Below are 24,559 nucleotides of genomic sequence, written 5' to 3'. Positions count from 1 at the left end.
CCGGAAGTAATCAAAAGTGTATGCATTTCCGGGCCGGCGTGGCCGTGTGGACCCCGTTGAGCGTTCTCACGTCCCGTCGCCGGACCCCAGGCCCCGGGAGATGCCCCGGCCGGCCAGTACGACCGCAGGCGCGAGCAGATGGGTACGGGCGTCGGCGCCCACCACGGACAGAGCCGCGACCACGCGGCCTTTCGAGTCGGTGACCGGCACCGCCACCGAGATGCGAATCAAAGGCATTCGCAGTTCTCATGCAACGGCCTGGATGAGCTGCCTGCGCAGCCACGCCCGCCCGGGGTCGCCGGCGGTGCGCGGATGCCACACCAGATCCACTCCGAGCTTGGGCAGGGGCACCGGCGACTCCATCACCCGCAGCCCGTTCGGAGCCGCCACCCGCTCCGCGAGCCGGCGCTGCAGCAGCGCGACCATCAGGGTGCCGCTCACCACCGAGGGGATCATCAGAAACTCGAAGACGACGACCCGCACCACGAGATCGGGGATCAGCTGGGCGAGTACCTGCTGGGCGCCGACTCGCACCCCTTCCGACTCGAACACCACGTGCGGCAGTCGGGCGAGGTCGTCGGCGGTCAGTGTCGCGCCGATGCGGTCGTTGTTCGCGTCGGCGACCACGACCCAGTCCTCCTGGTAGAGCCGCTCCCTCGGCAGCGTGGTCGGCACGGCGTCGGGCAACAGCACCACGTCCGCGGTCGACTCGCTCAGGGTGAGGACCGTCGAGGGCTCGAACGCCGTCACATCGAGGCGGACACCTGGTGCGGACGCGGCGAGCGTGGCGCTCAGGGCCGGAAGGACGGTCAGGGCGGCGGCACTGGCCGTCCCGATGCGGAAGGTGCGCTCCGAGGTCGCCGGATCGAACACCGGAGAACTGAGCACCTGGTTGGTCGCGGTCTCCAGGATCAGGTTGACCGGGCCGATCAGCGCGCCGGCGCGCGCGGTGAGTACGTACTCCCGGCCGACCCGCACGAGGAGTTCATCACCCAGCGTGTGCCGCAGGCGCCTCAGGGCGTTGCTCATGGCCGGTTGCGTCAGCCCGACCGCCTGGGCGGCGCGCGTGACGCTTCGGTGCTCGAGGAGGGCGGCAAGCAACGGGAGCAGATTGAGGTCCACGCGGTGCAGGCCGGACATCGTGCTCGTGAACCGCGAAGAAGTATTCACTGCATCTATATATCGCATGGACAACAGTCATTCGACTGATCGATCGGTTGGTGACTACGGTCGATACCGGTCAATGAGGAGTCGAGGAGTCGAGGAGTCTCTACGAAGGCCTCCTCCTCATCGCCGTGCCGGCCTCGACGGGCCTGAGCGGCTGAGGCATCGAGACCCAGCCCCCCGCCGAGTCAGGGCCGAAGCCGCCATCTCACGCAGAACGGGAGTCCTCGGTGTCGAAGATCGAGACGGACAGGCACGAGCTCCGTGCACTCGTGGAGAACTGGGCACTCTGGCGCGACGCCGGCGACTGGGAGCGGTTCGCCGCCGTCTGGCATCCCGTCGACGGCTGGATGACGGCCACGTGGTTCCAGGGGTCGGCGACGGACTTCATCGCCGTCAGCCGGGAGGGCTTCGACCACGGCGTCAGCATCCTGCACTTCCTAGGCGGACACACAGCCGACGTCGTCGGCGACCGCGCCGTCGCCCAGACCAAGATGACCATCAACCAGAGGGCCCAGGTGGACGGGGTCGAGGTCGATGTCGTCTGCACGGGACGGTTCTACGATTTCTGCGCCCGCCATGAGGGCGCGTGGAAGATCGTGCGGCGGCAGCCGATCTACGAAAAGGACCGCCTCGACGTCGTCGATCCGTCCGCGACGCTCCATCTGGACCCGCAACTACTGGGCCGTTTCCCCGTCGGCTACCGCCATCTCGGCTATCTGCAGACCAAGGCCGGGTTCACCGTGAAGACCGGACTGCCGGGCCTGACGGGTGAGGTCGTGCGGCGCCTCTACGACGAAGGGGCGAAGTGGTTGGCCGGCTCGAGCGCTCCGGGCGATCCGCACTGAGCGGCTTCGCCCCGCAAGCCGGTCTCTCTCAGCCTTTTGACACGAAGGAAGAGTCCCCATGCAAGATGCCCGAACGTCTGCCGATCGCCGAAGCGTCGACCGCGAGGTGTCCGGTCCTGCCACGGTCTCCGCGCTGAAAACGCTCCGGGGGGCCGGCGAGCCCACCCGACGGCTGACCGTGGGTGTCTTCCCCGGCGCCGGGGGCGTTCATCTGTACCACGCTCTCGACTCCGGCTACTTCCAGCAGGCCGGACTGGAAGTGAACCTCGTCGAAGTCATCTCCTCCGACCAGCAGATGACCGGCTGGAACGACGGCGACTACGACATCATCCACACCTCTCCCGACCACCTGCTGAGAGGAATCCTGAAACGGGATCCGGTGGCCGTCCGGGCCGAGGGCATCGGCGAACTCGCCGTTCACCGGCGTCCCGGCGCACCGCTGCCGACGGACCGGTGGGCCGTCGACAACGCGCACAGCGCCTTCGCGTACGTGCTGCGTGCTGTACTCGCCGACGTCGCCGGCTCTCCCGTCACCGACGGCCAACTCGTCCCGGTCGGCGGAACCCTGCAGAGGTTCCATGCCCTGCCGACAGGCGCCGTCGACGGGACCACACTCCATCCGCCTTTCGACGTCCTCGCCACCGGGAAGGGATACCCGCGTCTCGGCGGCCACCTTCAGGTCGCACCCGACCTCATCACCAACGTGGTCGTCACTCCGCGCGCCACGGGCCACACCTGGCATACCCGCGCCTACCTCGAGGTCTGCCGCACAAGCACCGCGGAACTACTGACCTCCGGGGCGGGGGGCATCGAAGCGGCTCTGGTACGGCACGGTCTGCCGGTGGCAGCCGCCCGGGCCGCGGTCACCGGCCTCCTCGGGCCCGCCGGCCTGTCCACCTCCCCCGATGTGACCCTGCGTGGCATGGAAGCGGTGGCCGACCTGCGCCGCCGCTTCAATCCTGGCTGGGAGCCCTCCTGTTCGCTCCTGTCCCTGATCGGTCCCGGCCAGGAGGGCTGAGCAGGAACCGCAGTCGTTCGATCCGGCCGATCACCTAGCCCGGGGCCTAGGTGAGTGCATACAGTGCACGCCTGCTGCATCAGGCCGCATCAGGTCAGCGAGGCATGATCCGCCTCTGCCTTCCCTTCTGTTCACCCGACCTGCATACACCTGGGTAGACTCCTGGCATGGACAGGCGAAGTAACGTGCCCGAGGAACGGTCGGCGGAGAACGGAAGCAGGGCGCAGGTCCCATCCGAGCCGTCGAGCGGTGCACCCGGGCAGGCCACGGGCGGACGCCGACTCGCACTCGACGTACACGGACAGCTGCGGGACATGATCCTCAGCGGTGAACTGCCTCCGGGGTCGGCGCTGCTGCAGGCCGAGATGGCGCGGCAGCTGGGCGTCAGCCGCACGCCGATGCGTGAGGCGTTCCGGCTGCTGCAGGAAGAAGGGCTCATCGACGCCCAGCCCGATCAGCGAGCCAGGGTGCGGGCAGTGGATCCCGAGGACCTCGACGGCGTCTACGGGGCCCGCATCATGCTCGAAACACTCGCTGTGAGCGTGACGGCCAAGACGCTCAGGGCCGAGGATCTCGAGCGCATGAGCGAAGCGCTGCAGCGCATGCAGGAACTGGCGGGCAGCGACCAGTTGGACGAGTGGCACGCCGCGCACAAGGAGTTCCATCGTGTCGCGACCCAGTCCGTGGCGCCGCATCTGCAGCGCATGATCGCGTCGCTCGGCGAGCACGCCGAGCGCTACATCCGGCTGGCCCAGCTGGGTGTACCTAGCTCGTGGGCCCGGGCGCACGCGGAGCACGAAGCGCTGCTGGAGACGCTGCGGCTGAAAGACCCGGCAGAAGCGGCACGCGTGATCGCCCGGCACCTCGCGCGTACCGCGTTGAACGTCCTGGCCGACATCGCCCCGGAGTACGAACCGGCGGCCACGCGGACGGCACTGGGGATCGCGGGCAACGGTCAGTCCTGATGCCGCGTCCGGCCCGACGGTGATGTCACTGCCATGCCGTCGGGCGGGTGGCCGCCGCGCGGTCGGCAGGTGCGACGCGGATGAGGGCCGCTCTGAGTGCTGAGAGCCCTCGGCCCGGGGCCGGCGAGTGCGTTTCCGGGCCCGGGTCCGCAAGGAACAGAGGGCAGCTTCTTGGAGCCCTCCTCGGTCAGGCGGGCCCTTGCTCCTGGTTGGTGATGAAGTCGGCCGGCATCTCGGGGCACCACACGGCGGCCGGGCAGTCCCAGTCGCTCGGCTTCCAGTCCTCGGTGATGCGGTCCATGTCGCCGGAGTACTCGATCCAACTGCCCCAGGGGTCCTGGACGTAGTGGAAGAGGTTCGAGCCGAGGGTGTGACGGCCGAGGCCCCAGCCCTTCGTGTAGCCCGCCGCCGCCATGTTCCGGGCCCCCATGGCGATCTGGTCGATGTCGGCCACCATCCAGCTGGAGTGGTGCAACCCGGGCTGCGCCGCCGGGACGAATCCGAAGACGTGGTGGTCGCCGGGCCCTGAGTTCATGAAGGTCGCCATGCCCGGGATACGGTCCGACAGGCCCAGCCCGAGGGTGCGGGTGTAGAAGGCCTCGGAGGCGTCCAGATCGGAGCTGAAGATCAGCATGTGCCCCAGCCGCTGGGGGCGGGGCTTCTCGGTCGCGGTCAGCCAGCGGGCCTGGTCGATCCGGCGCACACGGTCGCCGATGTTGGCGTCCTGCGCGTCCGTGGTGCCGAATTCGCGCCAGGGAGCGAGGCCCTCGTCACGGAGGTTGACCAGGTTGCTCTCGTGATCCCGGAACCACAGCCCGCCGGGCACGTCGGCCGGCGCATCGAGCAGCTTCAGCCCGAGGCCCTCGAGGTGCTGCTGCCACTCGGGCAGGGAGTCGGGCTCCACCGCGAAGGCCACGTGGTGCAGCCGCTTGGTCGGCCCTTCCATCAGCACCGTCTGGTCCTGCTCCCGGCCGTCGCAGCGGATCACCACCGCGTTGCCGCGCTCGGCCGTCTCCAGTCCGAACGCGTTGTAGAAGCTCGCGCCCGTATCCAGCGAGGGCACCTGGAGTCCGTAGTGCAGAAGGCCTTTGACACGCAACATGCGCTCTCCTCAATGTCCGGGCCCACGTTCCCACGAGCCCTCTAAGTGTGTACACCTACATCAATGTAACGTCCAGGCATTCTGGGGGCTTTTTCTGATTCGGAGCCGCAGGCCATGCCTGTCGTCTCCCGGGCGTCGCGGGCCTCTCGCCCAGGGGTCCAGATGGCCCGAGCCTGTGATCGCCCGAGGCGCTGCGGTGGTGATGGCCGTCCTGAGTCGCACGGAACGGTGCGGTTTCCTGGAGGCGGTGCTCGCCGCGCCCCGCATGTGAGGCGATGGTACGTCGACCGGTGAGCGTGCGTCGGGCGACCGGGATTCGCTGGGTCGCACACCCCCGTGCGATGTAGACTCTCGGACTTCCCATCCCAATGTGTATGCACTATGGTCCTGCTGCTACTAACAGAGCCGCCTTTCGGAGGAACTCATGACACCGCCTGAATGGGCCTTGGTGCAGTACCGGGTGGACGACTCGGAGAAAGTCGCCGTCGGTGTGAGCGTCAACGGGACCGTGGTCCAAGGGCCACCGGGCACCGAAGGCCTCACGCTGATGGAAGTACTGGGCCGATGGGACGCGCTCGCGCCACTGTTGCGCGACTGGACGCCGAAGGCGTCGGACGCCGTCGCCGGTGCCCGGCTCGCTCCGCCGCTGACGTATCCGGGCAAGGTGCTCTGCGCGGGCGCCAACTACTGGGACCACATCGCCGAGATGGGCTGTGACCGCCCCGACGAGCTGAGCGAACCGTTCTTCTTCCTCAAGCCGCCGACGACGACCGTGACGGGACCGGGTGACCAGGTGCCGCTGCCCGCCCACCCGGGCTCCCGCGTCGACTGGGAGGCCGAACTGGCCGTCGTCATCGGCCGAGGCGGCCGCAACCTGACGCCCGAGCAGGCCATGGAGCACGTGGCCGGCTACCTCGCGGCGAACGACATCTCGGCCCGGGACCGGATCAAGGCCCTCAACCCGGTCGCCGATCCGTTCTCCTTCGACTGGCTCGCGCACAAGGGTCAGGACGGTTTCTGCCCGCTCGGCCCCGGCATGGTGCCCGCCTGGCAGATCCCGGACCCGCAGAACCTGCGGATCCGGTTGAGCATCAACGGCGTGCTGAAGCAGGATTCCTCCACCGCGCAGATGATGGTGAAGATCCCCGAGGTGATCGCGGCGGCCAGCCGCCTGACCCGGCTGGAGCCCGGGGACGTCATCCTCACCGGCACACCGGCCGGCGTCGGTTTCCCCCGTGGGGAATTCCTCGCCGCCGGGGACGAAGTAGTCGTCGAGATCGAGGGCATCGGCCTCCTGGAGAACACGGTGGTGGCGTCATGAGCAGCACTTCGACCGCTTCTGAGCTGGGCTGGCCGGAACCGTCCGTGGTTCCCGCGACCATGCGAGCCATGCTGTTCCGCCGTTTCGGACCCCCCGACGTCCTGGAGCAGGCCACGATCGACGCGCCCCGCCCCGGCCCCGGCGAGGTTCTCGTGCAGGTCGCCGCGGTCGGCATCGGCCGGCTGCTCGACCTGACGGCCCGCGCGGGCAACCACCCCTACGCCACCATCACGCCGCCCCACGTCCTGGGCGCGGACCACTCCGGCGTCGTCGCCGCGCTGGGAGAGGGCGTGGACTCCGTCCGGGTCGGGGACCGCGTCGCTGTGCTGCCCGGGGTCTCGTGCGGTCACTGCGGCCTCTGCCGGGAAGGCCGCGAGGAGGTCTGCGACGAACTGACCGTGATAGGCACGCACCGCCCCGGCGCCTACGCGGAGTACTGCGCGGTGCCCGCCCGCAACGTCCACAGGGTGCCGGACGGCATTCCGGCCGCGATGGCGGCCTCGCTGGCGCTTCTCGGCGCGGTGGCCGCCAACCAGCTGACCCAGGCGGGGCTCCGTCCCGGGCACTGGGTACTCATCCAGGGCGCGGCCTCCGCGCTCGGCGCCACCACGGGCGCCTTCGCCCAGCACCTCGGCGCAAGGATCATCGCCACCTCCCGCTCGCCGGAGAAGCGGCGGGCTCTGGCCGCCGCGGGTGCCGACGCCGTACTCGACGGCACCGACCCGGACTTCGTGGAGCGGGTGCGCGAGATCACCGGCGGCCACGGCGTCGACATCGCCGTCGACAACCTCGGTGACCCGGCCATCTGGGACGCCACCATAGGCACCCTGGCCCGCGGCGGTGCCGTGGTCACCTCCGGCGCCTTCCTCGGGGGCCAGGTCAAGATAGACCTGCGGAGGGTGTACTCCGACTGCCACCGCATCATCGGCGTACGAACCGGGAACGCGGCCGCGGTGAAGGAACTGTGGACGCAGGTGGAGCACGGATTCCGTGCCGTCCTCGACCGCACGTTCCCCATTGCCCGTGCCGCTGACGCCCACCGCTACATGGAGGACGACAACAACATCGGGCGGGTCGCACTCACCCTGGAACCGGGGGACTGGGAGGCCTGAGAACACGGCCCCGGCGGATATCGGAGCGCCGCAGTCGGAGCCGGCACGACACCGTCGCCTCCGCGTCCTCCTCCCCAGACGCAGGACAGCCGCCACCAACAGCCGCCACATGGCCCGTTGGTCGGCGCATCCGTGGCGGCTCGGCTCCCTCCTCGGCCCGATCCTCGCAGGACGCGGCGCAGCCTCGCCCCGAGGACCCGGGCCGCCTCTCGTCGTCGGACACCCGGGACAACGCCATGAAGCGACCCTCCGCCCGGCAGGGACGAGGTGAGGCCCGGTGGAAGCCCCTTTCCCCGCGCGTGCGGGCTGCCTCCTGTGCCGGTATTGATAGGCCCGGCCTATACGGGGCATCGATTTTTGGTCGTGGACCCCTCACCTGCGGCCCGGTTCACTGTGGCCCAAGCTGGCGCGTACCGATCGGGCTCGGTCGCGCGATCAGGGAGGCTGCAATGACGCAAACCCCGGAAAACGCGAGAGTCGCACAGGCCGCGCGCATCGCGGCGAAGCCGTGGTACCGGCAGTTGTACGTCCAGGTTCTGGTGGCGATCGTGATCGGCATCGTGCTGGGTTGGCGGCGGCCGGATATCGCCACCGACATGGAGCCGCTCGGGACGACGTTCATCACCGCGATGAAGATGCTGATCGGCCCGATCGTGTTCCTGACCATCATCGGCGGCATCGCGAGCGTCGCCGACCTGAAGAGGGTCGGGCTCACCGGGGTCAAGGCGCTGGCGTACTTCCAGGTCGGCACGATCGTCGCCATGGCGGCGGGCCTGGTGGCGATCAACGTCTTCCGGCTCGGCGACGGCGTGCACGCCGACCCGTCGACCCTGGACACCTCCGGCGACGCGGGCGAGTACATAGAGAAGGGCGAGCACCAGCAGTGGTGGGAGTTCCTCACCCACATCGTGCCGAACAGTTTCTTCGGCCCGTTCGTCGAGGGTGACATCCTCCAGGTGATCTTCCTCGCGGTGATCTTCGGCGTCGCGCTGAAGGCGGTGGGGAAGGCGGGCGAGCCGGTCATCGCGGGTGTGCACCGGCTGACCGAGGTCGTCTTCAAGGTGCTGTCGTACGTCATGAAGGTCGCGCCGCTGGGCGCCTTCGGCGCGATGGCGTACGCGATCGGGAAGTTCGGCCTGTCCACGCTGACCAGCCTGGGCTCGCTGATCCTGCTCTTCTACGTCACCTCCGCCCTGTTCGTCGTGGTCGTGCTCGGCGGGGTGCTGGCCGCGTACGTGAAGCTGAACATCTTCCAGGTCTTCCGCTACTTCAAGGAGGAGTACTTCCTGATCCTGGGCACGTCCACCGCCGAGCCGGCGCTGCCCGGGCTGATGCGCAAGCTCCAACACATGGGGACCGACAAGTCCACGGTCGGCCTGGTCGTGCCCACGGGCTACAGCTTCAACCTCGACGGAGCGGCGATCTACCTCTCCCTCGCGACGCTGTACATCGCCCAGGCCACCGACACCCCGTTGTCCGTCACCCAGCAACTCGGGCTGCTCGCCGTCATGCTGCTCACCTCCAAGGGCGCCGCGGGTGTCGCGGGCGGCGGTTTCATCGCCCTCACCGCGACCCTGTCGACGGTCGGTACCGTTCCCGCCGCCGGCATCATGCTCGTCTTCGGCATCGACAAGTTCATGTCCGAGTGCCGGGCCATGGTGAACTTCTCCGGCAACGTCGTCGCCACCCTCTTCATCGCCCGGTGGGAGAACACCCTGGATCTGGCGCGGGCGCGCGAGGTGCTGGCGGGCCGGGTGGTGGAACCGCCGGTGGCCGCCGTGACAGAAGCGGAGACAGAAGCCGAGACGAAAGCGGAGACGGAATCGGAGACGGAAACGGTCAAGGACCGGCCGACCGTGGCTCAGGGCGCCGAGGCGGCGTCCTGATGGTGTCCGTCCTGGTCGCCCCGGACAAGTTCAAGGGCTCCCTCAGCGCCGACGAGGTGGCCCGCGCGCTGGAACACGGGCTGTCGGAAGGCGCCCCGCACGCGCGGGTCCGGCGGCTCGCGCTGGCCGACGGGGGCGAGGGCAGCGTGGCCGCCGCCTGCGCGGGCCGCTTCCGTCCCGAGAAGGTCACCGTGACCGGGCCGACCGGGCAGCCCGTCACTGCGCCCGTCGCGGTGCACGGCCGTACCGTCCTCATCGAAGCAGCGGCCGTCTGCGGACTCGGCGTCCTGCCGGGCGGCCGCGAGGCACCGCTCACGGCCACCAGCCGAGGCATCGGGCAGGCCGTCCGGTACGCGCTGGCGGGCGAGGCCGACACGATCGTCCTCGCCCTCGGCGGTGTCGCCACGACCGACGGCGGCGCGGGACTGCTGCAGTCCCTCGGCGCGGTACTGACCCGGGAGGACGGCACTCCGATCGGCCCGGGCGGCGCAGGGCTCGCCGACCTCCACACCGCCGACCTCGCCGAGGCCCACGCCGCGCTGGCCGGGGTCGACCTCGTCCTCGCCACCGACGTGGACAACCCGCTGCTGGGACCGACGGGCACGGCCGCCGTCTACGGACCCCAGAAAGGGGCGACCGCGGACGACGTACGGGAACTGGACGGCGCGCTCGCCGGTTTCGTACGGCGGCTGGAGGCAGCGGGAGTCGCGGGGGCGGTACGCCATGCCGACGCCCCCGGTGCCGGGGCGGCCGGCGGGCTGGGGTACGCCGGGATGCTGCTGGGCGGGCGGGTGTGCTCGGGGGCCGACTACTTCCTCACCCTGCTCGGAGCCGACGACCTGCTGGCCGGGAGCGCCTTCGTCGTGACCGGCGAAGGCAGCCTCGACGAGCAGTCCCTGTCGGGCAAGCTGCCGGTCGCGCTCGCCCGACGGGCCCGCCGACTGGGCGTGGCGGTGCACGCGGTGGCCGGACGCTGCACCCTGCCCGCGGACCGGACCGCCGCCCACTTCCGTTCCGTCCAGGCACTCACGGACCTGACCGACCAGGACTGTGCGCAGGACAGCGCCCTGTCCGCGCGGCTGCTCGCCCAGTGCGGGCGGAACCTCGCCGACCGCTGGATCGGACACGGAGGAACGGAAACCGGCAGGTAGGCTCGCTCCGCCTGTCGTACCAGTACAGAGCGGGGGAGGCACCGTGGACGCCCGGCAACTGGAGTACTTCCTCGCCATCGTCGAGCACGGTGGTTTCAGCAAGGCCGCCGCCGCCCTCCACGTGGCCCAGCCGTCGCTGTCCCAGGCGATGGCGAACCTGGAGGCGGACCTCGGGGTGGCGCTCTTCCACCGGGTGGGGCGGGGCGTCGTACTGAGTGACGCAGGTGCGGAACTGCTGGAGCCGAGCCGTCGCGTGCTGCGGGACCTGGCCGCCGTCCGGGACACCGCGGCCGCGCTCGCCGGGCTGCACGGCGGCAGCGTAGAGGTCGCCACCATGCCCTCGCCCGGTATCGAACCGCTCACGACCCTCATCCACCGCTTCACCGAGCTGCATCCGTCGGTGACGGTGAGTACCCAGGCCGCCTTCACCCCGGACGAGGTCGTCTCCCTGGTCCGCAGCGGCGCCTGCGAACTGGGTCTGCTGGGCAGCGCCGCCCCCGTGCATCCGTCCGGGCTGGACGTCCTGCACGTCGAGGACCAGCCGTTCGTGGTCGTCGCCGCACCCGGCGGGCCGATCGAGGACGACGTCACGATCCGGCCCGAGGACCTGGCCGGCCAGAAGCTCATCGCGTCCCGCACCGGCAGCCTGATGCGCAGCATCGTCGACGACATCACCGCGGGCGGCACCGGAACGGGGATCGTGACGGTCGTCGACCACCGCACGTCGATCCTGCCCCTGGTCCTCACCGGCGTCGGCGTCGCCGTCCTGCCCTCCTCCTGGACCCGGCTGGCCCGCCGCTGCGGCGCGGTGGTCGCCCCCATCGAGCCCACCGCTCATCTCCACGTGGCGATGATCAGCCTGCCCGCGCACCTCACGCCGGCCGCGCGTGCCTTCCGCACCCTCACCGAGTCCTTCGCCCAACGACGAGCCCATGGTGCCTGACGCAGGACCGATCGGCTGTGCCTATACGTCGTATCGAAAGCACGTCTTGGACGCGCCATGACGTCGGTGTGTTGACTCGAAACCGACCGCACGACAGCGAGCCGGAGGCACCCATGACAGCCGCACCCCGCACGTTCCGCATCGCCGCCATCCCCGCCGACGGGGTGGGCAAGGAGGTCGTCGCCGCCGGGCGGGCCGTCCTGGACGCCCTGGCCGAGGACTCCGGCGGCGCCTTCGCCTTCCGGTGGGAGGAGTTCCCCTGGGGGTGCGCGTACTACGAGCGCACGGGCCGGATGATGGACGAGGACGGGCTGGAGCGGCTCAAGGACTTCGACGCCGTCTATTTCGGCGCCGTCGGCTGGCCCACCGTCCCCGACCACATCAGCCTGTGGGGCCTGCGGCTGAAGATCTGCCAGAGCTTCGACCAGTGGGCAAACGTCCGCCCCGTCCACTTCCTGCCGGGCGTGCAGAGTCCGCTGCGCAAGGCCGACGACACCGAGCTCGACTGGGTGGTCGTCCGGGAGAACAGCGAGGGCGAGTACGCGGGCCTCGGCGGCCGCAATCTCTCCGGCCGTGGGCAGGGCGGCGAAGTCGCCGTCCAGTCCGCGCTGTTCACCGAGGTGGGCTGCGAGCGGATCATGCGGTTCGCGTTCGACCTGGCCCGGACCAGGGCGCACAAGAAGGTCTCTTCCGTCACCAAGAGCAACGCCCAGCAGTACGGAATGGTCCTGTGGGACGACGTCTTCAAGCGGGTCGCGCTCGACTACGCGGACGTCGAGACCGAGAGCGTGCTCGTCGACGCGATGTCCGCCAAGTTCGTCCTGCGTCCCGAGGACCTGTCGGTCGTGGTCGCCTCCAACCTCAACGCCGACATCCTGTCCGACCTCGGCAGCGCGCTGGCGGGCAGCCTGGGCCTGGCGGCGAGCGCCAACCTCAACCCCGAGCGCCGCTTCCCCAGCATGTTCGAGCCGGTCCACGGCTCCGCCCCGGACATCGCGGGCCAGGGCCTCGCCAACCCGATCGGGGCGGTCGGCAGTGCCGCCCTGATGCTGGAGCACTTCGGCCTGCCCGACCAGGCGGCCCGCCTGAACAAGGCGATCGAGGCCACGACCGCCGCCGGCATCCTCACCCGCGACGTCGGTGGCACGGCCACCACGGAGGACGTCACCAAGGCCCTGATCGACGCGCTCGACACCTGAGGTCCCAGACGGCCTTCGGCTTCGTCCGACGACCCAGCGACTCCCTGCGATCGTCTCCCGCTCGCACGAGCCTCAAGGCCGGAGTCGACGCGCACGCGGTCATACCCGCACCGAGTCCAACGGGATCGTCCGGTACATGGGCGGCTCCTGGTCGGGAGTCAGCGATGTGGGGCCGTAGACCCAGTCCATGAAGGCGTAGTCGTAGGTGTCGCGGGCGCGCATCACGGCGTTGCGCTGTTCCCGCTTGGTGCCGGAGTGGTGCCACAGTTCGCCCCAGGATCGTGCGGTGAGGACGACTCGGCGGCAGTGTTCGGGGCGTACGGCCTCGTAGGCGGCGAGTGCCGTCTCCCAGTCGACACCGGACCCCCGCACGGACCGCTTCGCGAGCTGTGCGCCCACGTGTTGGGCCAGCACCCAGCCGTCCTCGACGGCCATGACGGCGCCCTGGGCCATGTACTGCAGTGGCGGGTGGGCCGCGTCGCCGAGCAGGGCGATGCGGCCGGTGACCCACTTCGTGAGCGGCTCACGGTCGAACATCCGCCACCAGCGGTCGCGCCACATCGACGGCAGGCCCTTCTGGACAGGGCCGCACGTTCCCTCGAAGGCCCGGTCGAGTTCGTCCGGGGTGCCCCAGTCGTCCCGGCCGGCCAAGGCCTTCGGCGACCGGAACACCGCGACCTGGTTGAACATCCGGCCGCCGCGCAGCGGGTACTGGACGAAGTGGCAGTGCGGTCCGACGTACAGCACGACGTCCTTCTCGTGCACGTCGTTGGCGGCGACCCGCTCGAAGGGGACCGCGCCACGGTAGGCGACGTACGCCGAGTTGACGGGTTCGTCGTCGACGAGCAGGGTTCGCGCGACGGAGTGCAGCCCGTCGGCGGCGAGGACGATCTCGGCCTCGTCGCTCCGCCCGTCGGCGAAGGTGACGCGCGCGCCGCCCTCGATGTTCTCGTACGTCACACAGCGCGCGCCGGTCACCAGCTCCACGCCTGCCCGCTCGCAGCCGCGCAGGAGGACGCCGTGCAGGTCGCTGCGGTGGGTCACCAGGTACGGGAAGCCGTAGCGGCGTTCCATGTCCTTGAGGTCGACCCGGGTCAGCTCGCTCGCGTCGAGGGCGTCCTTCATGATCATGTGCTCGGGCAGGAAGCCGAGTCGGACGACCTCGCCCAGGAGCCCGTAGTCGTGCAGGATCCTCGTGCAGTTCGGCGCGAGCTGCAGTCCTGCCCCGACCTCGCCGAACTCACGGGCCTGCTCATAGAGGCGGACTCGCAGGCCCTGGAGGGTGAGTGCCAGCGCGGCCGAGAGACCGCCGATTCCGCCGCCGACGACCAGCACGTCGGGGCGGGGGGCGTCGGTGGTGTTCATGTCTCGCTCCCGCTGGTCACAGCCACGGAGCCAGGGGTTCGGCCGGGGAGCCGTCGTCGGTCGTCACGCCGGTGTACGAGCGGCCTGCCAGATAGGCGGTGATGTCGGCGTCGCTGCCCTGGACGGCGGGGACGGTGTCGCTGCCGCGCTTCCCGACGATGTCGTGGCGCAGTTCGGCGAGGAACTCCCCGGGCAGGTCGGTGAATCGGATGCCCGTGGCGAGGTCGACGGCATGCACCATGACCTCCCTGGTGCGCATCCACGGGACCTCGCTCGCCGGAACGGTCCGCCCTTGCGCGGTCAGAACCTCCGCCCGCCACTGCTCCTCGGTCAGTTCGGCCATCGCGTGGGCCAGCTGCTGCGCCGACTCCTCGAACCATGCGGTGAGCCGTGCGGCGGGCAGCCCGGCGCCCGACTCGATGTCCGCCAGGCGCTGTTCCGGCGAGCTGTACATCGGGGTGGGCTCACCGGTGCGTGCCCAGTGCACGAGGTTCCTGAGGGCCCGGGCGTTGGCGGCCACATGGGCCACCACGTGCCCCCGGGTCCAGCCGGGGAGCGACGAGGGCGCGCGGTACGCCTCCTCGTCGAGGCCGGCGACGGCCTTGCCGCACAGCGCGGTGCCCTCGGCCACCCAGGCCAGCGTCGTCCGCAGGGTCCTCATCACGTCCCCTCGGAGACGACGCGGTTCTCGAGACGGCCCAGGCCCTCGATCTCGGTGACGACGGTGTCGCCCTCGCGCAGATACACCTGGGGCTTGCGGGCGTGGCCGACGCCGCCGGGGGTGCCGGTGGCGATGATGTCGCCGGGGTTGAGCCGGATCATCGTGGAGACGTAGCGGACCAGGTGAACCGGGTCGAAGAGCAGGTCGCCGGTGTTGTCCTGCTGCATGACCCGTCCGTTGACCTCGCAGCGGATGTCGAGCGCGGGGCGCGGGCCGCCGACCTCGTCGGTGGTGACCAGGAACGGGCCGAGCGGGGTGGTGGAGTCCCAGTTCTTGCCCTGGAGCCACTCGCGGGTGCGGAACTGCCAGTCGCGGCAGGTGACGTCGTTGAGGACGGTGAAGCCCGCGATGGCGGCCTCCGCCTCCGCCTCGTCGGCGCGCCGGACCTGACGGCCGACGACCACGGCGAGTTCGGCCTCCCAGTCGAACTGCTCGGTCTCGACCGGGCGTCGGACATCGTCGAGGGCGCCGATGAGGGTGTCCGCGAACTTGCAGAAGAGGGTGGGGAATTCAGGCAGGTCGCGGCCCATCTCCTTGATGTGCCGCTGGTAGTTCAGGCCGACGCAGACCACCTTGCTGGGGTGGGGGACGAGCGGGGCGAACGCGGCGTCGGCACCGGTGTACCGACGACCGTCGGCCGCTGCCGCGGCTTCGAGGCCGCCGGCCGACGCCAGTACGGCGCCCACGTCCGGCAGGCCGAGATCGACGAGGGTGTCGCCGTCGACGCGCACCGCGGTGGTGGTGCCGTCGCCGAGACGGATGGTGGCGAGCTTCACGCGTTCTCCTCGATGTGGGTGCGGAACAGGTTGAGCTTGGTGAACAAGGGGGCGTCGCTGAACTGGAACAGGTCCAGCGCGCCGGAGTCGGAGTCGGACGGCGACGCCTCGGACCGGATGGACAGCGGCTGCCAGGACGGGACCACGAAGAGATCGCCGCGCCGGACCGACCAGGAGAAGTCGCCCACGGTGACCCGGCCGGAGCCGTCGAACACCTGGTAGACCGACGAACCCGTCTCCCGGCGGGGGGCGGTCTCCGCGCCGCCGACGATGCGGTGGAACTGGGCGCGAATGGTCGGCAGGACGTCGTCGGCGGTGGTGGGGTTGGTGTAGCGCACCAGCGCGTGGCCGGGTGCGACGGTGCCGGGGTGGCCCTCGCGTTCCAGCTCCAGCTGGTCGGTCAGAGCCGCGTCCGTGTCCGCCCAGCGGTAGCACAGCAGCGGAGTGCCCTCCCTGCGCCCCAACTGCGAGACCGGCACCAGCCCCGGGTGCCCCCACAGCCGCTCGGAGCGGGACCGGTCGGGCGTCGCGTGCTCCTCCTCGGTCAGTTCGTCCCGCCCGAAGTCGAAGAACTGCGCCTCGACGTCGTACTGGAAGGGGATGTCCAGGCCGTCGATCCACGCCATGGGCTCACTGGCCGAGTTGTGGTGCGCGTGCCAGTTCATCCCGGCCTGCGGCAGGAAGTCCCCGCGGCGCATGGGTACCGGGTCACGCTCCACGACCGTCCACACGCCCTCGCCCTCCACCACGAACCGGAAGGCGTTCTGGGTGTGGCGGTGCTCGGGGGCGTCCTCACCGGGCATGAGGTACTGGATGGCCGCCCACAGGGTCGGAGTCGCGTAGGGCCTGCCACCCAGGCTCGGGTTGGCCAGGGCCATGGCCCGACGCTCTCCGCCGCGGCCCACCGGCACGAGGTCGCCGGACCGGGCGGCCAGCTCGATCAGCGCCTTCCACTCCCACCGGTGCGGCTGCGCCTTCGACTGCGGACGCTCGGGCATCAGGTCGCCGATCCGGGTCCACAGCGGCACCAGGAGGGCCTTCTCGAAGTCCCGGTAGAGGTCCTTGAGCCCGGGCGTGACGGGCGGCTGGTCCGGCCGGTCCTCGGCGGTGAGGTGCAGGGGGGAGACGACGTCGTCCTCTTCGGTCATGCCACCACCGTGCTTCGCCTTCCCCTCTCCGGAACAGTAGATTCTGTTCAGCAGAACACATCTCCGGGAGGCGGCAGCCGTGGCCAAGTCGATGAAGAACCCGCCTGCCTACGGGGTGACGAGCGTGGACCATGCCCTCCAGCTGGCGGTGATACTGCAGGTGGAGGGGCCGCTCACCGTCTCGGAGGCCGCCCGGCGGCTCGGGGTGGCCCGCTCCAGCGCCCACCGGCTGCTCTCCACGCTCGTCTACCGGGACTTCGCCGTGCAGAACGCTGACCGCAGCTACCGGGTCGGCCCGGTCCTGGAGATGGCGGCCAAGGCCCAGTCGAACGTCAGCGCCCTGCGGTCCGCGGCCCTGGGCCCGCTGCAGACCCTCGTCGACACGGTCGACGAGACCGCGAACGTCACCATCCGCACCGGCCGCACCGTTCGCTTCATCGCCTCGATCGAATGCCGGCAGGCCCTCCGCGTCGGCAACAGGGAGGGCATGGTCTTCCCCGCACACCAGGTGAGCGGCGGGCTGGTCATGCTGGCCGCCCTCAGCGACGACGAGTTGACCGCGCTCTACACACACCTCCCGGCCGACGCCACCGAAGACCGCCCGGACCTCACGGAGCTGCGCGCTGAGCTGCGTGCCGTCCGGCGAAGCGGCGTCGCCGTCAACCTGGAGCGATCCGAGCGCGGAGTCGTCGCCATCGGGCGCGGCGTGACCGACACGAGCGGCACCACGATCGCGGCCGTGTCGGTGTCCCTGCCGAGCGTGCGGTACTCGGCAGGCCGGGTGAAGAAGCTGGTGGCGGCCCTGACCGTCGCGGCGGACAGTGTCTCAGCCGCACTGGACGAGGACGGACGCGACTCCCGGCACTGATCAGTGGACGAGGACGGACGCGACTCCCGGTACTGATCGGGCCTGCCGCGTGCGACTGGGGCCCCTGGCCCGGGACCCCGACAGCTCCTCAGCCGACGGCCACGTAGAACTTTCGCAGGGGGGAGCGGACCTCACACTCGGCCCGTTCCCCCGCGTGCAGACGTACGACGACGCCGGGGGTGAGCTCGACGCTGTCCCCGGTCTCGATATCGCACGGTCGCGTCTCCCTCGAGCACGACGAAGACCTCGTCGACTTCGACGTCGCGGACGGTGCCGACCGTGGACGCGCGCATACGGGAACTGCTGCGCCGCCACGTCGAACCGCTCGTCCCCGCCGAACGGGTCGACACCACGGTCGACCTGCTCCGGGTGCTGGCCAACGGTCTCGTCCTGTCGGCTGTGGAGCACCACCACGACTGGCCGCCGGAGCGCCAGCTGGCGGTACTGGACGAGGCACTGGCGGCGTACGGCTTGTAAGGGTGCGAGGGGACGGCGCGAGGGGACGCGAGAGGACGGCACGAGGGGACGGTACGAGGGGACGGCACGAGAGAGAGGACCGATGCCGTGGAAGTCTCGTATGTGCACCACTCAACGGTTCGCCACGTCGCTGACGTGCGCCCCTGGACCTCCACGGTCCATGAGCCGATCATGTATTTGTGAGGGCACGGATGGGTGAGTCGGTCCTGTCGCGGGCTGTGCGGATCCTGGAAGCGTTCACGCCGGACGAGCCGGTCCTCACCGTCTCGGAGATCTCCCGGCGTACGGGTCTGCACTTGGCGACCGCGTCGCGGCTGGTTGCCGAGTTGACGGCGCACGGGTTCCTTGCCCGGGACGCGGACCGCCGGGTGCGGATCGGCGTACGACTGTGGGAGCTGGGGACGCGGGCCTCGCCCACGCTGTCGCTGCGGGACACGGCGATGCCGTTCATGGAGGGCGTGCACGACGTGGTGGGGCACCATGTCCAGATCGGCGTGCTGGACGGCGGCGAGGTGCTGTTCCTGGAGCGGCTCTCGGCGCCGGGAGCGGTCGTCAACTACACCCGCATCGCAGGCAGGCTGCCGCCGCACGTGTCCTCCAGTGGTCTGGTGCTGCTCGCCCACGGGCCTGCTGACCTGCAGGAACGCGTCCTCGCAGGGCCGCTTCCCGCGTACACGCGGCACACCATCACCACCCCCGCCCTGCTGCGGTCCACGCTGGCCGCCGTCCGGCAGCAGGGGTATGCGTACTGCCCGGGGCACTTCCACGAGGACGCCCTCGGTATCGCGGCCCCGGTGCGCGACGGCGGGGGAGGGGTGGTGGCCGCCCTGTCGGTGATCGTCCCCAACGACGCCGGGGCCGCTTCCGTCGTGCCCGTGGTGCGGACCGCCGCGCGCGGCATCTCCCGGGCCATGGCCGCGCGAGGTCCCCGCGGCCTGACCGGCTGAGGGGCCGACAAGTTCGTCTCTCATTGAATGAGAGTGCCGTCGCGCCTCCTCCACACCCTCGCGCATCCTTCCGTCAACCCAACGACGGGAGGCGACGACGTGGTCGTGACTCTGGAGGTCTCCGCAAAGGAGACCGTGGCCGAGGGCGTGGTCACGCTGACCCTCACCCATCCGGCGGGCGCCCGGCTGCCGGACTGGACTCCCGGCTCCCACATCGAACTGGTCCTGCCCGAGGGGACGATCCGGCACTACTCGCTGTGCGGGAACCGGTGGGACGCGTACACCTATCGGATCGCCGTCCTGCGCGAGCCGCTCGGCCGTGGAGGTTCCTCGTACGTGCATGACGCACTGCGCGTGGGCGACCGGGTCGGTGTCGGCGGGCCGCGCAACCACTTCCCGCTGGTGCCGTCGGAGAAGTACCTGTTCATCGCGGGCGGCATCGGCATCACCCCGCTGCTGCCGAAGGTCCGGCAGGCCGAACTGCTCGGTGCCGACTGGCAGTTGCTGTACGGCGGACGGACCCGGGCGTCCATGGCCTTCGCCGAGGAGCTGGCAGCCGCCCACGGCGAGCGGGTGCGCATCGCCCCGCAGGACGAGTGCGGACTGCTCGACCTCGTCTCCTGGCTCGGCACTCCGCGCCCCGACACCAAGGTCTACTGCTGCGGTCCCGCCCCGCTCCTCGCCGCCGTGGAGGCCGCCTGCGCCCACTGGCCGCCGTACACGCTGCGCACCGAACGGTTCACCGCCGCCGACCGGTCGGCACCGGTGCGCGACACCCCCTTCGAGGTGGAGCTGCGCCGGACGGGACGCACCGTCACCGTCACCCCGGAGGTCTCGGTCCTGGACGCGGTGCGCCGGGTGGGGGCGGAGGTGCTCTCCTCCTGCGAGCAGGGCACCTGCGGCACCTGCCTCACCCCGGTCCTCCAGGGCCGGCCCGACCACCGCGACTCGATCCTCGCCGACCACGAACGCGCCGCGAACACCTGCATGTTCCTTTGCGTGTCCCGTTCCTGCGACGACCGCCTGGTCCTCGACCTCTGATCCGTCCGCTTACGAGCCGTACTCAGGAGTCGCCATGCCCGAAACCACCGAGCGGGCCACCACGGTGCCCGTCCGCGACGCAGATCCCTTCGCCCCCGACGTGCTTCAGGAGCCGGAAGAACTCCACCACGAGCTACGGGCCGCCGGGCCCGTCGTGTACCTCTCCCGGTACGACGTCCACGCCCTGGCGCGCTACGAGGAGGTGCACGCCGCCCTGCGGGACTGGCAGCACTTCGAGTCCGGCGCGGGGGTGGGGCTGGCCAACTTCCGGCACGAGAAGTCGTGGCGCCCGCCGAGCGTGCTGTTGGAGGCCGACCCGCCCCGGCACGACGCCCCTCGCCGAGTGCTGCGGGAGATCCTGGCCCCACCCGCGCTGCGCCGTCTGCGGGAGACCTGGCAAACCGCCGCCGACGAACTCGTCGACCAAGTCCTCGCCGAAGGCCCCGAGTTCGACGCCTTCGCACAGTTGGCGCGGGCGTTCCCACTGAAAGTCTTCCCCGATGCCGTGGGTCTCGGCCCCCATGGCCGGGAGAACCTCCTGCCGTACGGCAACATGGCCTTCAATGCCTTCGGCCCGGTCAACGACCTGGTCACCGCGGATCTCCACCGCCTGGCCGACCTGTCGGCCTGGGTGATCACGCAATGCGCCCGGGACGCCCTGGCCGAGGACGGGTTCGGGGCGGTGATCTGGGCCGCGGCCGACCGCGGGGACCTGACGCGAGAGCAGGCTCCGCTGGTGGTGCGCTCCTTGCTCACGGCCGGGGTCGACACCACGGTGCACGGCCTGGCGGCTTGCCTGTACGCGTTCGCCACCCACCCGGAACAGTGGCAACGGCTGCGGCAGCGGCCCGAGCTGACGCGGGTCGCCTTCGACGAGGCGGTGCGCTGGCAGTCGCCGGTGCAGACGTTCTTCCGTACCGCCACCACCGACGTCAAGATCGCCGACGCTGTCATCCCCGAGGGCACGAAGATCCTCATGTTCCTCGGCGCGGCCAACCGCGACCCCGCCTGCTGGACCGACCCGGACCGCTTTGACCTGACCCGCGACCCTTCCGGGCACGTCGGCTTCGGCATGGGCATCCACCAATGCGTCGGCCAACACGTGGCCCGCCTGGAGGCCGAGGCCCTGCTGACCGCCCTGGTCCGCCGCATCGAGCACATCGAACTCACCGGTCCACCGATCCGACACGTCAACAACACCCTGCGTGCCTGGACATCCCTGCCGGTACGTGTCCGTCCCGCCGCCTGATCACCTTCGTTCGACCCGGTGAGCGGCGCGAACGTGGCGTCCGGTCAAGCCGGGGGGTTGGGGGACAGCGGTCCTTGGGGGACTGCGGGTCCCCGAGTGACGGCCGGGTGCCCGGGCAACCCGGGAGCATCGTGCAGACACCCGTCGAGGGATGGCTGCGCACCGATGACATCGTCCGAGTCGACGAGCACGGGCAGCCCTCCGCACCGCGACCGGCCTCGACGAGATCAAGGCCCTCGCCGACGTCTCAGGCAACCACCGTCCGGCCCGCTGCACGACGAGGCCGCTCTGCTCACCGGCTACCTCCCTGTCCGCCTCTACTGGGGCCAGGACAAACCGCGCAACTTCACTCAAGACGGCCTCATTGGCGATCCCACCTGCGGTGGCGCACCTCTCGTGTCTGCAGTTCATCCGGGCTGCGGCGCCTGATTGTTCACTGGATGAACACTGTCGTTGTGCGTGCCGACCGGCCTTCTGATACTTGCGTGGCAGTGTCGGCCGCGGGCCAGCAGCCGACCGTCTCAAGGGGATGCCGACGTGATCATCCAAGACGAAGACCAGCTCACCGCCGCGGTACTCGCCGAGACAGAGCGGGCCGGCGACCCGCGCGTCAAGGAGATCATCCAGGCACTGGTGCGCCACCTGCACGACTTCGCCCGCGAAGTACGGCTGACCGAGAAGGAGTTCGACACCTCCATCAACATCGTGACCAGGCTTGGCCAACTCACCACGCCCAGCCACAACGAGGTGAGGCTGATGGCGGGCTCGCTGGGCCTGTCGACGCTGGTTGCCCTGATGAACAACGGGAGCGAGGACAAGCCGACCTCGGCGAACCTGCTCGGTCCGTTCTGGCGCCAGGGCAGCCCGACGATGAACAACGGCGAGTCGATCGTCCGCTCGCCGACAGATGGACCGCCGCTGTTCTTCACCGGCCGGATCGTCGACACCGATGGAACGTCGGTCGTCGGCGCGGAAGTCGACGTCTGGCACGCATCACCGGCCGGCCTCTATGAGAACCAGGACCCCGAGCAGGCCGAGTGGAATCTCCGCGGCAAGTTCTTCAGCGATGAGGAAGGTGTGTTCACCTTCCGCAGTATCAAGCCTTCCGGTTATCCGATACCGATCGGCGGGCCGGTGGGAGATCTCCTGGCCGCGCTCGAACGCCATCCCTTCCGGCCGGCGCATCTCCATGTGCTGATCTGCAAACAGGGTTACAAGACGATCGCGTCCCAGCTCTACAGCCACGACGACCCCATCCTGGAGACCGACGCGCAGTTCGGCGTCGTACAGAGCCTCATCGGCACGTATGTGCGCCACGAGAACGAGTCGGCGCCGGATGAGGACGTAGTCGAACCCTGGTACAGCCTCGAGTTCACCTTCGTCGTCGAGCCAGGTGAGGCCTGGCTGCCGACCCCGCCCGTGTCGGCCAAGCGCGACAGCAAGCCCGACAGCGCATGACGTGACCGTGTCGTCGTCCGGCAGGTGCACGCCCCGTGCCGTCGAACGCCACGCGACGGCACTCCGTACACCCCGAGAGGAACCCGGTGATCACCGAAGCAGAACGTCGCGCAGCCGCAACCGCTCTCATGCAGGCAGACCGTGAGCGTCAACCGATCACCCAACTCAGCCGCACCTATGCCGATCTTGAGATCGTCGACGCCTACGCCATCCAGCAGCTCTGGGCGGCGGAGCGTGTGGCGGCCGGCGCCCGGCTCGTCGGGCACAAGATCGGACTGACGTCTCGCGCCATGCAGATGGCCTCGCAGATGACGGAGCCCGACTACGGCTTTCTCACCGACGACATGGTCGTCAACGACGGCGCCTGTCTCGCAGCGAACCGCTACATGAAGCCCCGACTGGAGGTCGAGCTGGCGTTCGTGCTCGGCGCCGACCTGCATGGGCCGGACCTGCGCGTCCATGACGTCCTGCGGGCGACTGAGTACGTCGTCCCCGCGCTCGAGGTCATCGACTACCGCACCGAGGTGCCCCGCGCGATCACCGACACCATCGCGGACAACGCCGCCGCCGCGGCGATGGTCGTCGGCGGTCGCGTCGTGCGCCCGATGGACGTCGATGTCCGGTGGGTGGCCGCGACGTTGGCGAAGAACGGTGTGATCGAGGAGTCCGGCGTCTCGGCCGCCGTCATGGGACACCCGGCGGCAGGCATCGCCTGGCTCGGGAACAAGCTCGCCGCGGTCGGCGAGCACCTCAGAGCCGGTCAGCTGCTGCTGTCGGGCTCGTTCACCCGACCGGTCTCGGTCGAAGCGAACACCGTCATCCACGCCGACTTCGGCCCGTTGGGTTCGATCGGGGTGTCGTTCCGGTGACCGTGCACCACCCGCAGACCGGCGCATCGCAGCCCGCACCGGGCCAGTGGCCTCCACCGGCGAACGTATTCAAAGCGAGGCTTGCCCGAGGCGAGCAGATGATCGGCCTGTGGTGCTCGCTGGCCGACGCCTACCCGGCCGAGATCGTCGCCGGCGCCGGCTTCGACTGGCTGCTTCTCGACACCGAGCACTCGCACGCTGATGTCGCGATCGTGCTCTCACAACTCCAGGCGGTCGCCCCGTACCCCTGCTCGGCAGTGGTGCGTCCTCCGGTCAACGATCCCACCGTGATCAAGCGGCTCCTGGACGTCGGCGCGCAGTCGTTGCTGATTCCACAGGTCGAGTCGGCCGAAGAAGCGCTCGCCGCGGTCGCCGCCACCCGTTACGCCCCCGTGGGCGTCCGCGGCGTGTCGGCACTGACCAGGGCCACCCGGTTCGGTCGGGTCAAGGACTACGCCGAACTGGCGCACACCGAACTGTGCGTGCTCGTCCAGGTCGAGTCGCGGCACGCCCTCGAACAGATCGGGCAGATCGCGTCCGTCGATGGCGTGGACGGGATCTTCATCGGCCCCAGCGACCTGGCCGCCAGCCTCGGTCACCCAGGAGACCCGAACGCGCCGACGGTCATCGCGGCAGTGGAGGAGGCGATCGGGCGGGTGCGCGCGGCAGGCAAACCGGCCGGCGTGCTGACGACCAACCCGACGTTCGCGCGACGGTGCATCGACCTCGGGACCACGTTCACCGCCGTCGGCGTGGACGTAGGCCTGCTGGCACGCGGCGCCGACGCCGTCGCCCGGAGCTTCACACAACAGGCCGCGGCGACTGCTGCGCCTGTCGCCGCGGACCAGGACCTGCTATGAAGTCCCGCGTTGCGCCCGGGGCGCATGCGCGCGACGGAGAACGACCAGTCGCCCGGCCGGAGTGATTCCCG

The 24,559-nt window shown here is 70.1% G+C and carries 24 protein-coding genes; 17 read left to right on the top strand and 7 right to left on the bottom strand.

The window, feature by feature from the left end:
- Nucleotides 1-66 precede the first annotated feature (66 nt).
- On the bottom strand, nucleotides 67-237 hold the full coding sequence (locus SGFS_RS11370) for a hypothetical protein (protein WP_286249706.1): 171 nt from the start codon (nucleotides 235-237) through the stop codon (nucleotides 67-69).
- 9 nt (nucleotides 238-246) lie between these two features.
- Complete coding sequence (locus SGFS_RS11365; protein WP_286249705.1) at nucleotides 247-1,170, bottom strand: LysR family transcriptional regulator; 924 nt, start codon at nucleotides 1,168-1,170, stop codon at nucleotides 247-249.
- Nucleotides 1,171-1,394: 224 nt separating this feature from the next.
- On the opposite strand from SGFS_RS11365, the gene SGFS_RS11360 reads away from it, so the two are divergent.
- The 3 genes from SGFS_RS11360 (at nucleotide 1,395) to SGFS_RS11350 (ending at nucleotide 3,995) form a co-directional block, all read left to right on the top strand.
- Nucleotides 1,395-2,012: a nuclear transport factor 2 family protein gene (locus tag SGFS_RS11360; protein ID WP_286249703.1), complete on the top strand. Its 618-nt coding sequence runs from the start codon at nucleotides 1,395-1,397 to the stop codon at nucleotides 2,010-2,012.
- A gap of 58 nt (nucleotides 2,013-2,070) precedes the next feature.
- Complete coding sequence (locus SGFS_RS11355; RefSeq protein WP_286249700.1) at nucleotides 2,071-3,030, top strand: ABC transporter substrate-binding protein; 960 nt, start codon at nucleotides 2,071-2,073, stop codon at nucleotides 3,028-3,030.
- Nucleotides 3,031-3,197: 167 nt separating this feature from the next.
- On the top strand, nucleotides 3,198-3,995 hold the full coding sequence (locus SGFS_RS11350) for a GntR family transcriptional regulator (RefSeq protein ID WP_286249698.1): 798 nt from the start codon (nucleotides 3,198-3,200) through the stop codon (nucleotides 3,993-3,995).
- Between the two features lie 187 nt (nucleotides 3,996-4,182).
- On the opposite strand, the gene SGFS_RS11345 is transcribed toward SGFS_RS11350, so the two are convergent.
- Complete coding sequence (locus tag SGFS_RS11345) at nucleotides 4,183-5,097, bottom strand: VOC family protein (RefSeq protein WP_286249697.1); 915 nt, start codon at nucleotides 5,095-5,097, stop codon at nucleotides 4,183-4,185.
- 424 nt (nucleotides 5,098-5,521) lie between these two features.
- Between SGFS_RS11345 and SGFS_RS11340 the strand changes: the two genes are divergently transcribed.
- From SGFS_RS11340 to SGFS_RS11315, 6 genes are all read left to right on the top strand, one after another.
- Nucleotides 5,522-6,418: a fumarylacetoacetate hydrolase family protein gene (locus SGFS_RS11340; RefSeq protein ID WP_286249695.1), complete on the top strand. Its 897-nt coding sequence runs from the start codon at nucleotides 5,522-5,524 to the stop codon at nucleotides 6,416-6,418.
- Nucleotides 6,415-7,530: an alcohol dehydrogenase catalytic domain-containing protein gene (locus SGFS_RS11335; protein WP_286249693.1), complete on the top strand. Its 1,116-nt coding sequence runs from the start codon at nucleotides 6,415-6,417 to the stop codon at nucleotides 7,528-7,530. The genes SGFS_RS11340 and SGFS_RS11335 overlap by 4 nt, the downstream gene beginning before the upstream one ends.
- Nucleotides 7,531-7,979: 449 nt before the next feature.
- Nucleotides 7,980-9,416, top strand: a complete 1,437-nt coding sequence (dctA, locus tag SGFS_RS11330; protein WP_286249692.1) for a C4-dicarboxylate transporter DctA — start codon at nucleotides 7,980-7,982, stop codon at nucleotides 9,414-9,416.
- A complete protein-coding gene (locus tag SGFS_RS11325) occupies nucleotides 9,416-10,567 on the top strand; it encodes a glycerate kinase (RefSeq protein ID WP_286249691.1) in 1,152 nt (383 codons plus the stop codon). Before dctA ends, SGFS_RS11325 begins: the two co-directional genes overlap by 1 nt.
- Nucleotides 10,568-10,610: 43 nt before the next feature.
- On the top strand, nucleotides 10,611-11,510 hold the full coding sequence (locus tag SGFS_RS11320; RefSeq protein ID WP_286249690.1) for a LysR family transcriptional regulator: 900 nt from the start codon (nucleotides 10,611-10,613) through the stop codon (nucleotides 11,508-11,510).
- A 113-nt stretch (nucleotides 11,511-11,623) separates the two neighbouring features.
- Nucleotides 11,624-12,709, top strand: a complete 1,086-nt coding sequence (locus SGFS_RS11315) for a tartrate dehydrogenase (protein ID WP_286249689.1) — start codon at nucleotides 11,624-11,626, stop codon at nucleotides 12,707-12,709.
- A 99-nt stretch (nucleotides 12,710-12,808) separates the two neighbouring features.
- Here SGFS_RS11315 and SGFS_RS11310 read toward each other — a convergent pair whose 3' ends face one another.
- The 4 genes from SGFS_RS11310 to SGFS_RS11295 are packed head-to-tail and all read right to left on the bottom strand — an operon-like array spanning nucleotide 12,809 to nucleotide 16,719.
- A complete protein-coding gene (locus SGFS_RS11310; protein ID WP_286249688.1) occupies nucleotides 12,809-14,074 on the bottom strand; it encodes an FAD-dependent monooxygenase in 1,266 nt (421 codons plus the stop codon).
- A 16-nt stretch (nucleotides 14,075-14,090) separates the two neighbouring features.
- On the bottom strand, nucleotides 14,091-14,735 hold the full coding sequence (locus tag SGFS_RS11305; RefSeq protein ID WP_286249687.1) for a maleylpyruvate isomerase family mycothiol-dependent enzyme: 645 nt from the start codon (nucleotides 14,733-14,735) through the stop codon (nucleotides 14,091-14,093).
- Complete coding sequence (locus SGFS_RS11300; RefSeq protein ID WP_286249685.1) at nucleotides 14,735-15,571, bottom strand: fumarylacetoacetate hydrolase family protein; 837 nt, start codon at nucleotides 15,569-15,571, stop codon at nucleotides 14,735-14,737. The genes SGFS_RS11305 and SGFS_RS11300 overlap by 1 nt, the downstream gene beginning before the upstream one ends.
- Complete coding sequence (locus SGFS_RS11295) at nucleotides 15,568-16,719, bottom strand: cupin domain-containing protein (RefSeq protein ID WP_286249684.1); 1,152 nt, start codon at nucleotides 16,717-16,719, stop codon at nucleotides 15,568-15,570. Before SGFS_RS11295 ends, SGFS_RS11300 begins: the two co-directional genes overlap by 4 nt.
- A 79-nt stretch (nucleotides 16,720-16,798) precedes the next feature.
- Here SGFS_RS11295 and SGFS_RS11290 point away from each other — a divergent pair, with 79 nt between their 5' ends.
- From SGFS_RS11290 to SGFS_RS11255, 8 genes are all read left to right on the top strand, one after another.
- Nucleotides 16,799-17,587, top strand: coding sequence for an IclR family transcriptional regulator (locus SGFS_RS11290; protein WP_286249683.1), 789 nt, complete (start codon nucleotides 16,799-16,801; stop codon nucleotides 17,585-17,587).
- A 279-nt stretch (nucleotides 17,588-17,866) separates the two neighbouring features.
- Complete coding sequence (locus SGFS_RS11285) at nucleotides 17,867-18,064, top strand: TetR family transcriptional regulator C-terminal domain-containing protein (RefSeq protein ID WP_286249682.1); 198 nt, start codon at nucleotides 17,867-17,869, stop codon at nucleotides 18,062-18,064.
- A gap of 191 nt (nucleotides 18,065-18,255) precedes the next feature.
- Nucleotides 18,256-19,011, top strand: coding sequence for an IclR family transcriptional regulator (locus tag SGFS_RS11280; protein WP_286249681.1), 756 nt, complete (start codon nucleotides 18,256-18,258; stop codon nucleotides 19,009-19,011).
- 99 nt (nucleotides 19,012-19,110) lie between these two features.
- A complete protein-coding gene (locus tag SGFS_RS11275) occupies nucleotides 19,111-20,052 on the top strand; it encodes a PDR/VanB family oxidoreductase (protein WP_286249680.1) in 942 nt (313 codons plus the stop codon).
- A gap of 34 nt (nucleotides 20,053-20,086) precedes the next feature.
- On the top strand, nucleotides 20,087-21,301 hold the full coding sequence (locus SGFS_RS11270; RefSeq protein ID WP_286249678.1) for a cytochrome P450: 1,215 nt from the start codon (nucleotides 20,087-20,089) through the stop codon (nucleotides 21,299-21,301).
- A 459-nt stretch (nucleotides 21,302-21,760) separates the two neighbouring features.
- Nucleotides 21,761-22,759, top strand: coding sequence for a dioxygenase family protein (locus tag SGFS_RS11265; protein WP_286249676.1), 999 nt, complete (start codon nucleotides 21,761-21,763; stop codon nucleotides 22,757-22,759).
- A 128-nt stretch (nucleotides 22,760-22,887) separates the two neighbouring features.
- Nucleotides 22,888-23,628: a fumarylacetoacetate hydrolase family protein gene (locus SGFS_RS11260; RefSeq protein WP_286249675.1), complete on the top strand. Its 741-nt coding sequence runs from the start codon at nucleotides 22,888-22,890 to the stop codon at nucleotides 23,626-23,628.
- Between the two features lie 98 nt (nucleotides 23,629-23,726).
- Nucleotides 23,727-24,488: an aldolase/citrate lyase family protein gene (locus tag SGFS_RS11255; protein ID WP_286249674.1), complete on the top strand. Its 762-nt coding sequence runs from the start codon at nucleotides 23,727-23,729 to the stop codon at nucleotides 24,486-24,488.
- Nucleotides 24,489-24,559 lie beyond the last annotated feature (71 nt).

It is taken from the genome of Streptomyces graminofaciens (assembly GCF_030294945.1).
Lineage (GTDB): Bacteria > Actinomycetota > Actinomycetes > Streptomycetales > Streptomycetaceae > Streptomyces > Streptomyces graminofaciens.
Note: the sequence above shows the minus strand (reverse complement) of the source record. Positions and strands in the feature narration are given on the sequence as shown.

Coding starts and splice junctions, on each gene's coding strand:
- SGFS_RS11370 (WP_286249706.1), bottom strand. CDS start 237: ATGCCTTTGATTCGCATCTCGGTGGCGGTGCCGGTCACCGACTCGAAA.
- SGFS_RS11355 (WP_286249700.1), top strand. CDS start 2,071: ATGCAAGATGCCCGAACGTCTGCCGATCGCCGAAGCGTCGACCGCGAG.
- SGFS_RS11350 (WP_286249698.1), top strand. CDS start 3,198: ATGGACAGGCGAAGTAACGTGCCCGAGGAACGGTCGGCGGAGAACGGA.
- SGFS_RS11345 (WP_286249697.1), bottom strand. CDS start 5,097: ATGTTGCGTGTCAAAGGCCTTCTGCACTACGGACTCCAGGTGCCCTCG.
- SGFS_RS11340 (WP_286249695.1), top strand. CDS start 5,522: ATGACACCGCCTGAATGGGCCTTGGTGCAGTACCGGGTGGACGACTCG.
- SGFS_RS11335 (WP_286249693.1), top strand. CDS start 6,415: ATGAGCAGCACTTCGACCGCTTCTGAGCTGGGCTGGCCGGAACCGTCC.
- dctA (WP_286249692.1), top strand. CDS start 7,980: ATGACGCAAACCCCGGAAAACGCGAGAGTCGCACAGGCCGCGCGCATC.
- SGFS_RS11325 (WP_286249691.1), top strand. CDS start 9,416: ATGGTGTCCGTCCTGGTCGCCCCGGACAAGTTCAAGGGCTCCCTCAGC.
- SGFS_RS11315 (WP_286249689.1), top strand. CDS start 11,624: ATGACAGCCGCACCCCGCACGTTCCGCATCGCCGCCATCCCCGCCGAC.
- SGFS_RS11310 (WP_286249688.1), bottom strand. CDS start 14,074: ATGAACACCACCGACGCCCCCCGCCCCGACGTGCTGGTCGTCGGCGGC.
- SGFS_RS11305 (WP_286249687.1), bottom strand. CDS start 14,735: ATGAGGACCCTGCGGACGACGCTGGCCTGGGTGGCCGAGGGCACCGCG.
- SGFS_RS11295 (WP_286249684.1), bottom strand. CDS start 16,719: ATGACCGAAGAGGACGACGTCGTCTCCCCCCTGCACCTCACCGCCGAG.
- SGFS_RS11280 (WP_286249681.1), top strand. CDS start 18,256: ATGGGTGAGTCGGTCCTGTCGCGGGCTGTGCGGATCCTGGAAGCGTTC.
- SGFS_RS11270 (WP_286249678.1), top strand. CDS start 20,087: ATGCCCGAAACCACCGAGCGGGCCACCACGGTGCCCGTCCGCGACGCA.
- SGFS_RS11260 (WP_286249675.1), top strand. CDS start 22,888: ATGCAGGCAGACCGTGAGCGTCAACCGATCACCCAACTCAGCCGCACC.
- SGFS_RS11255 (WP_286249674.1), top strand. CDS start 23,727: ATGATCGGCCTGTGGTGCTCGCTGGCCGACGCCTACCCGGCCGAGATC.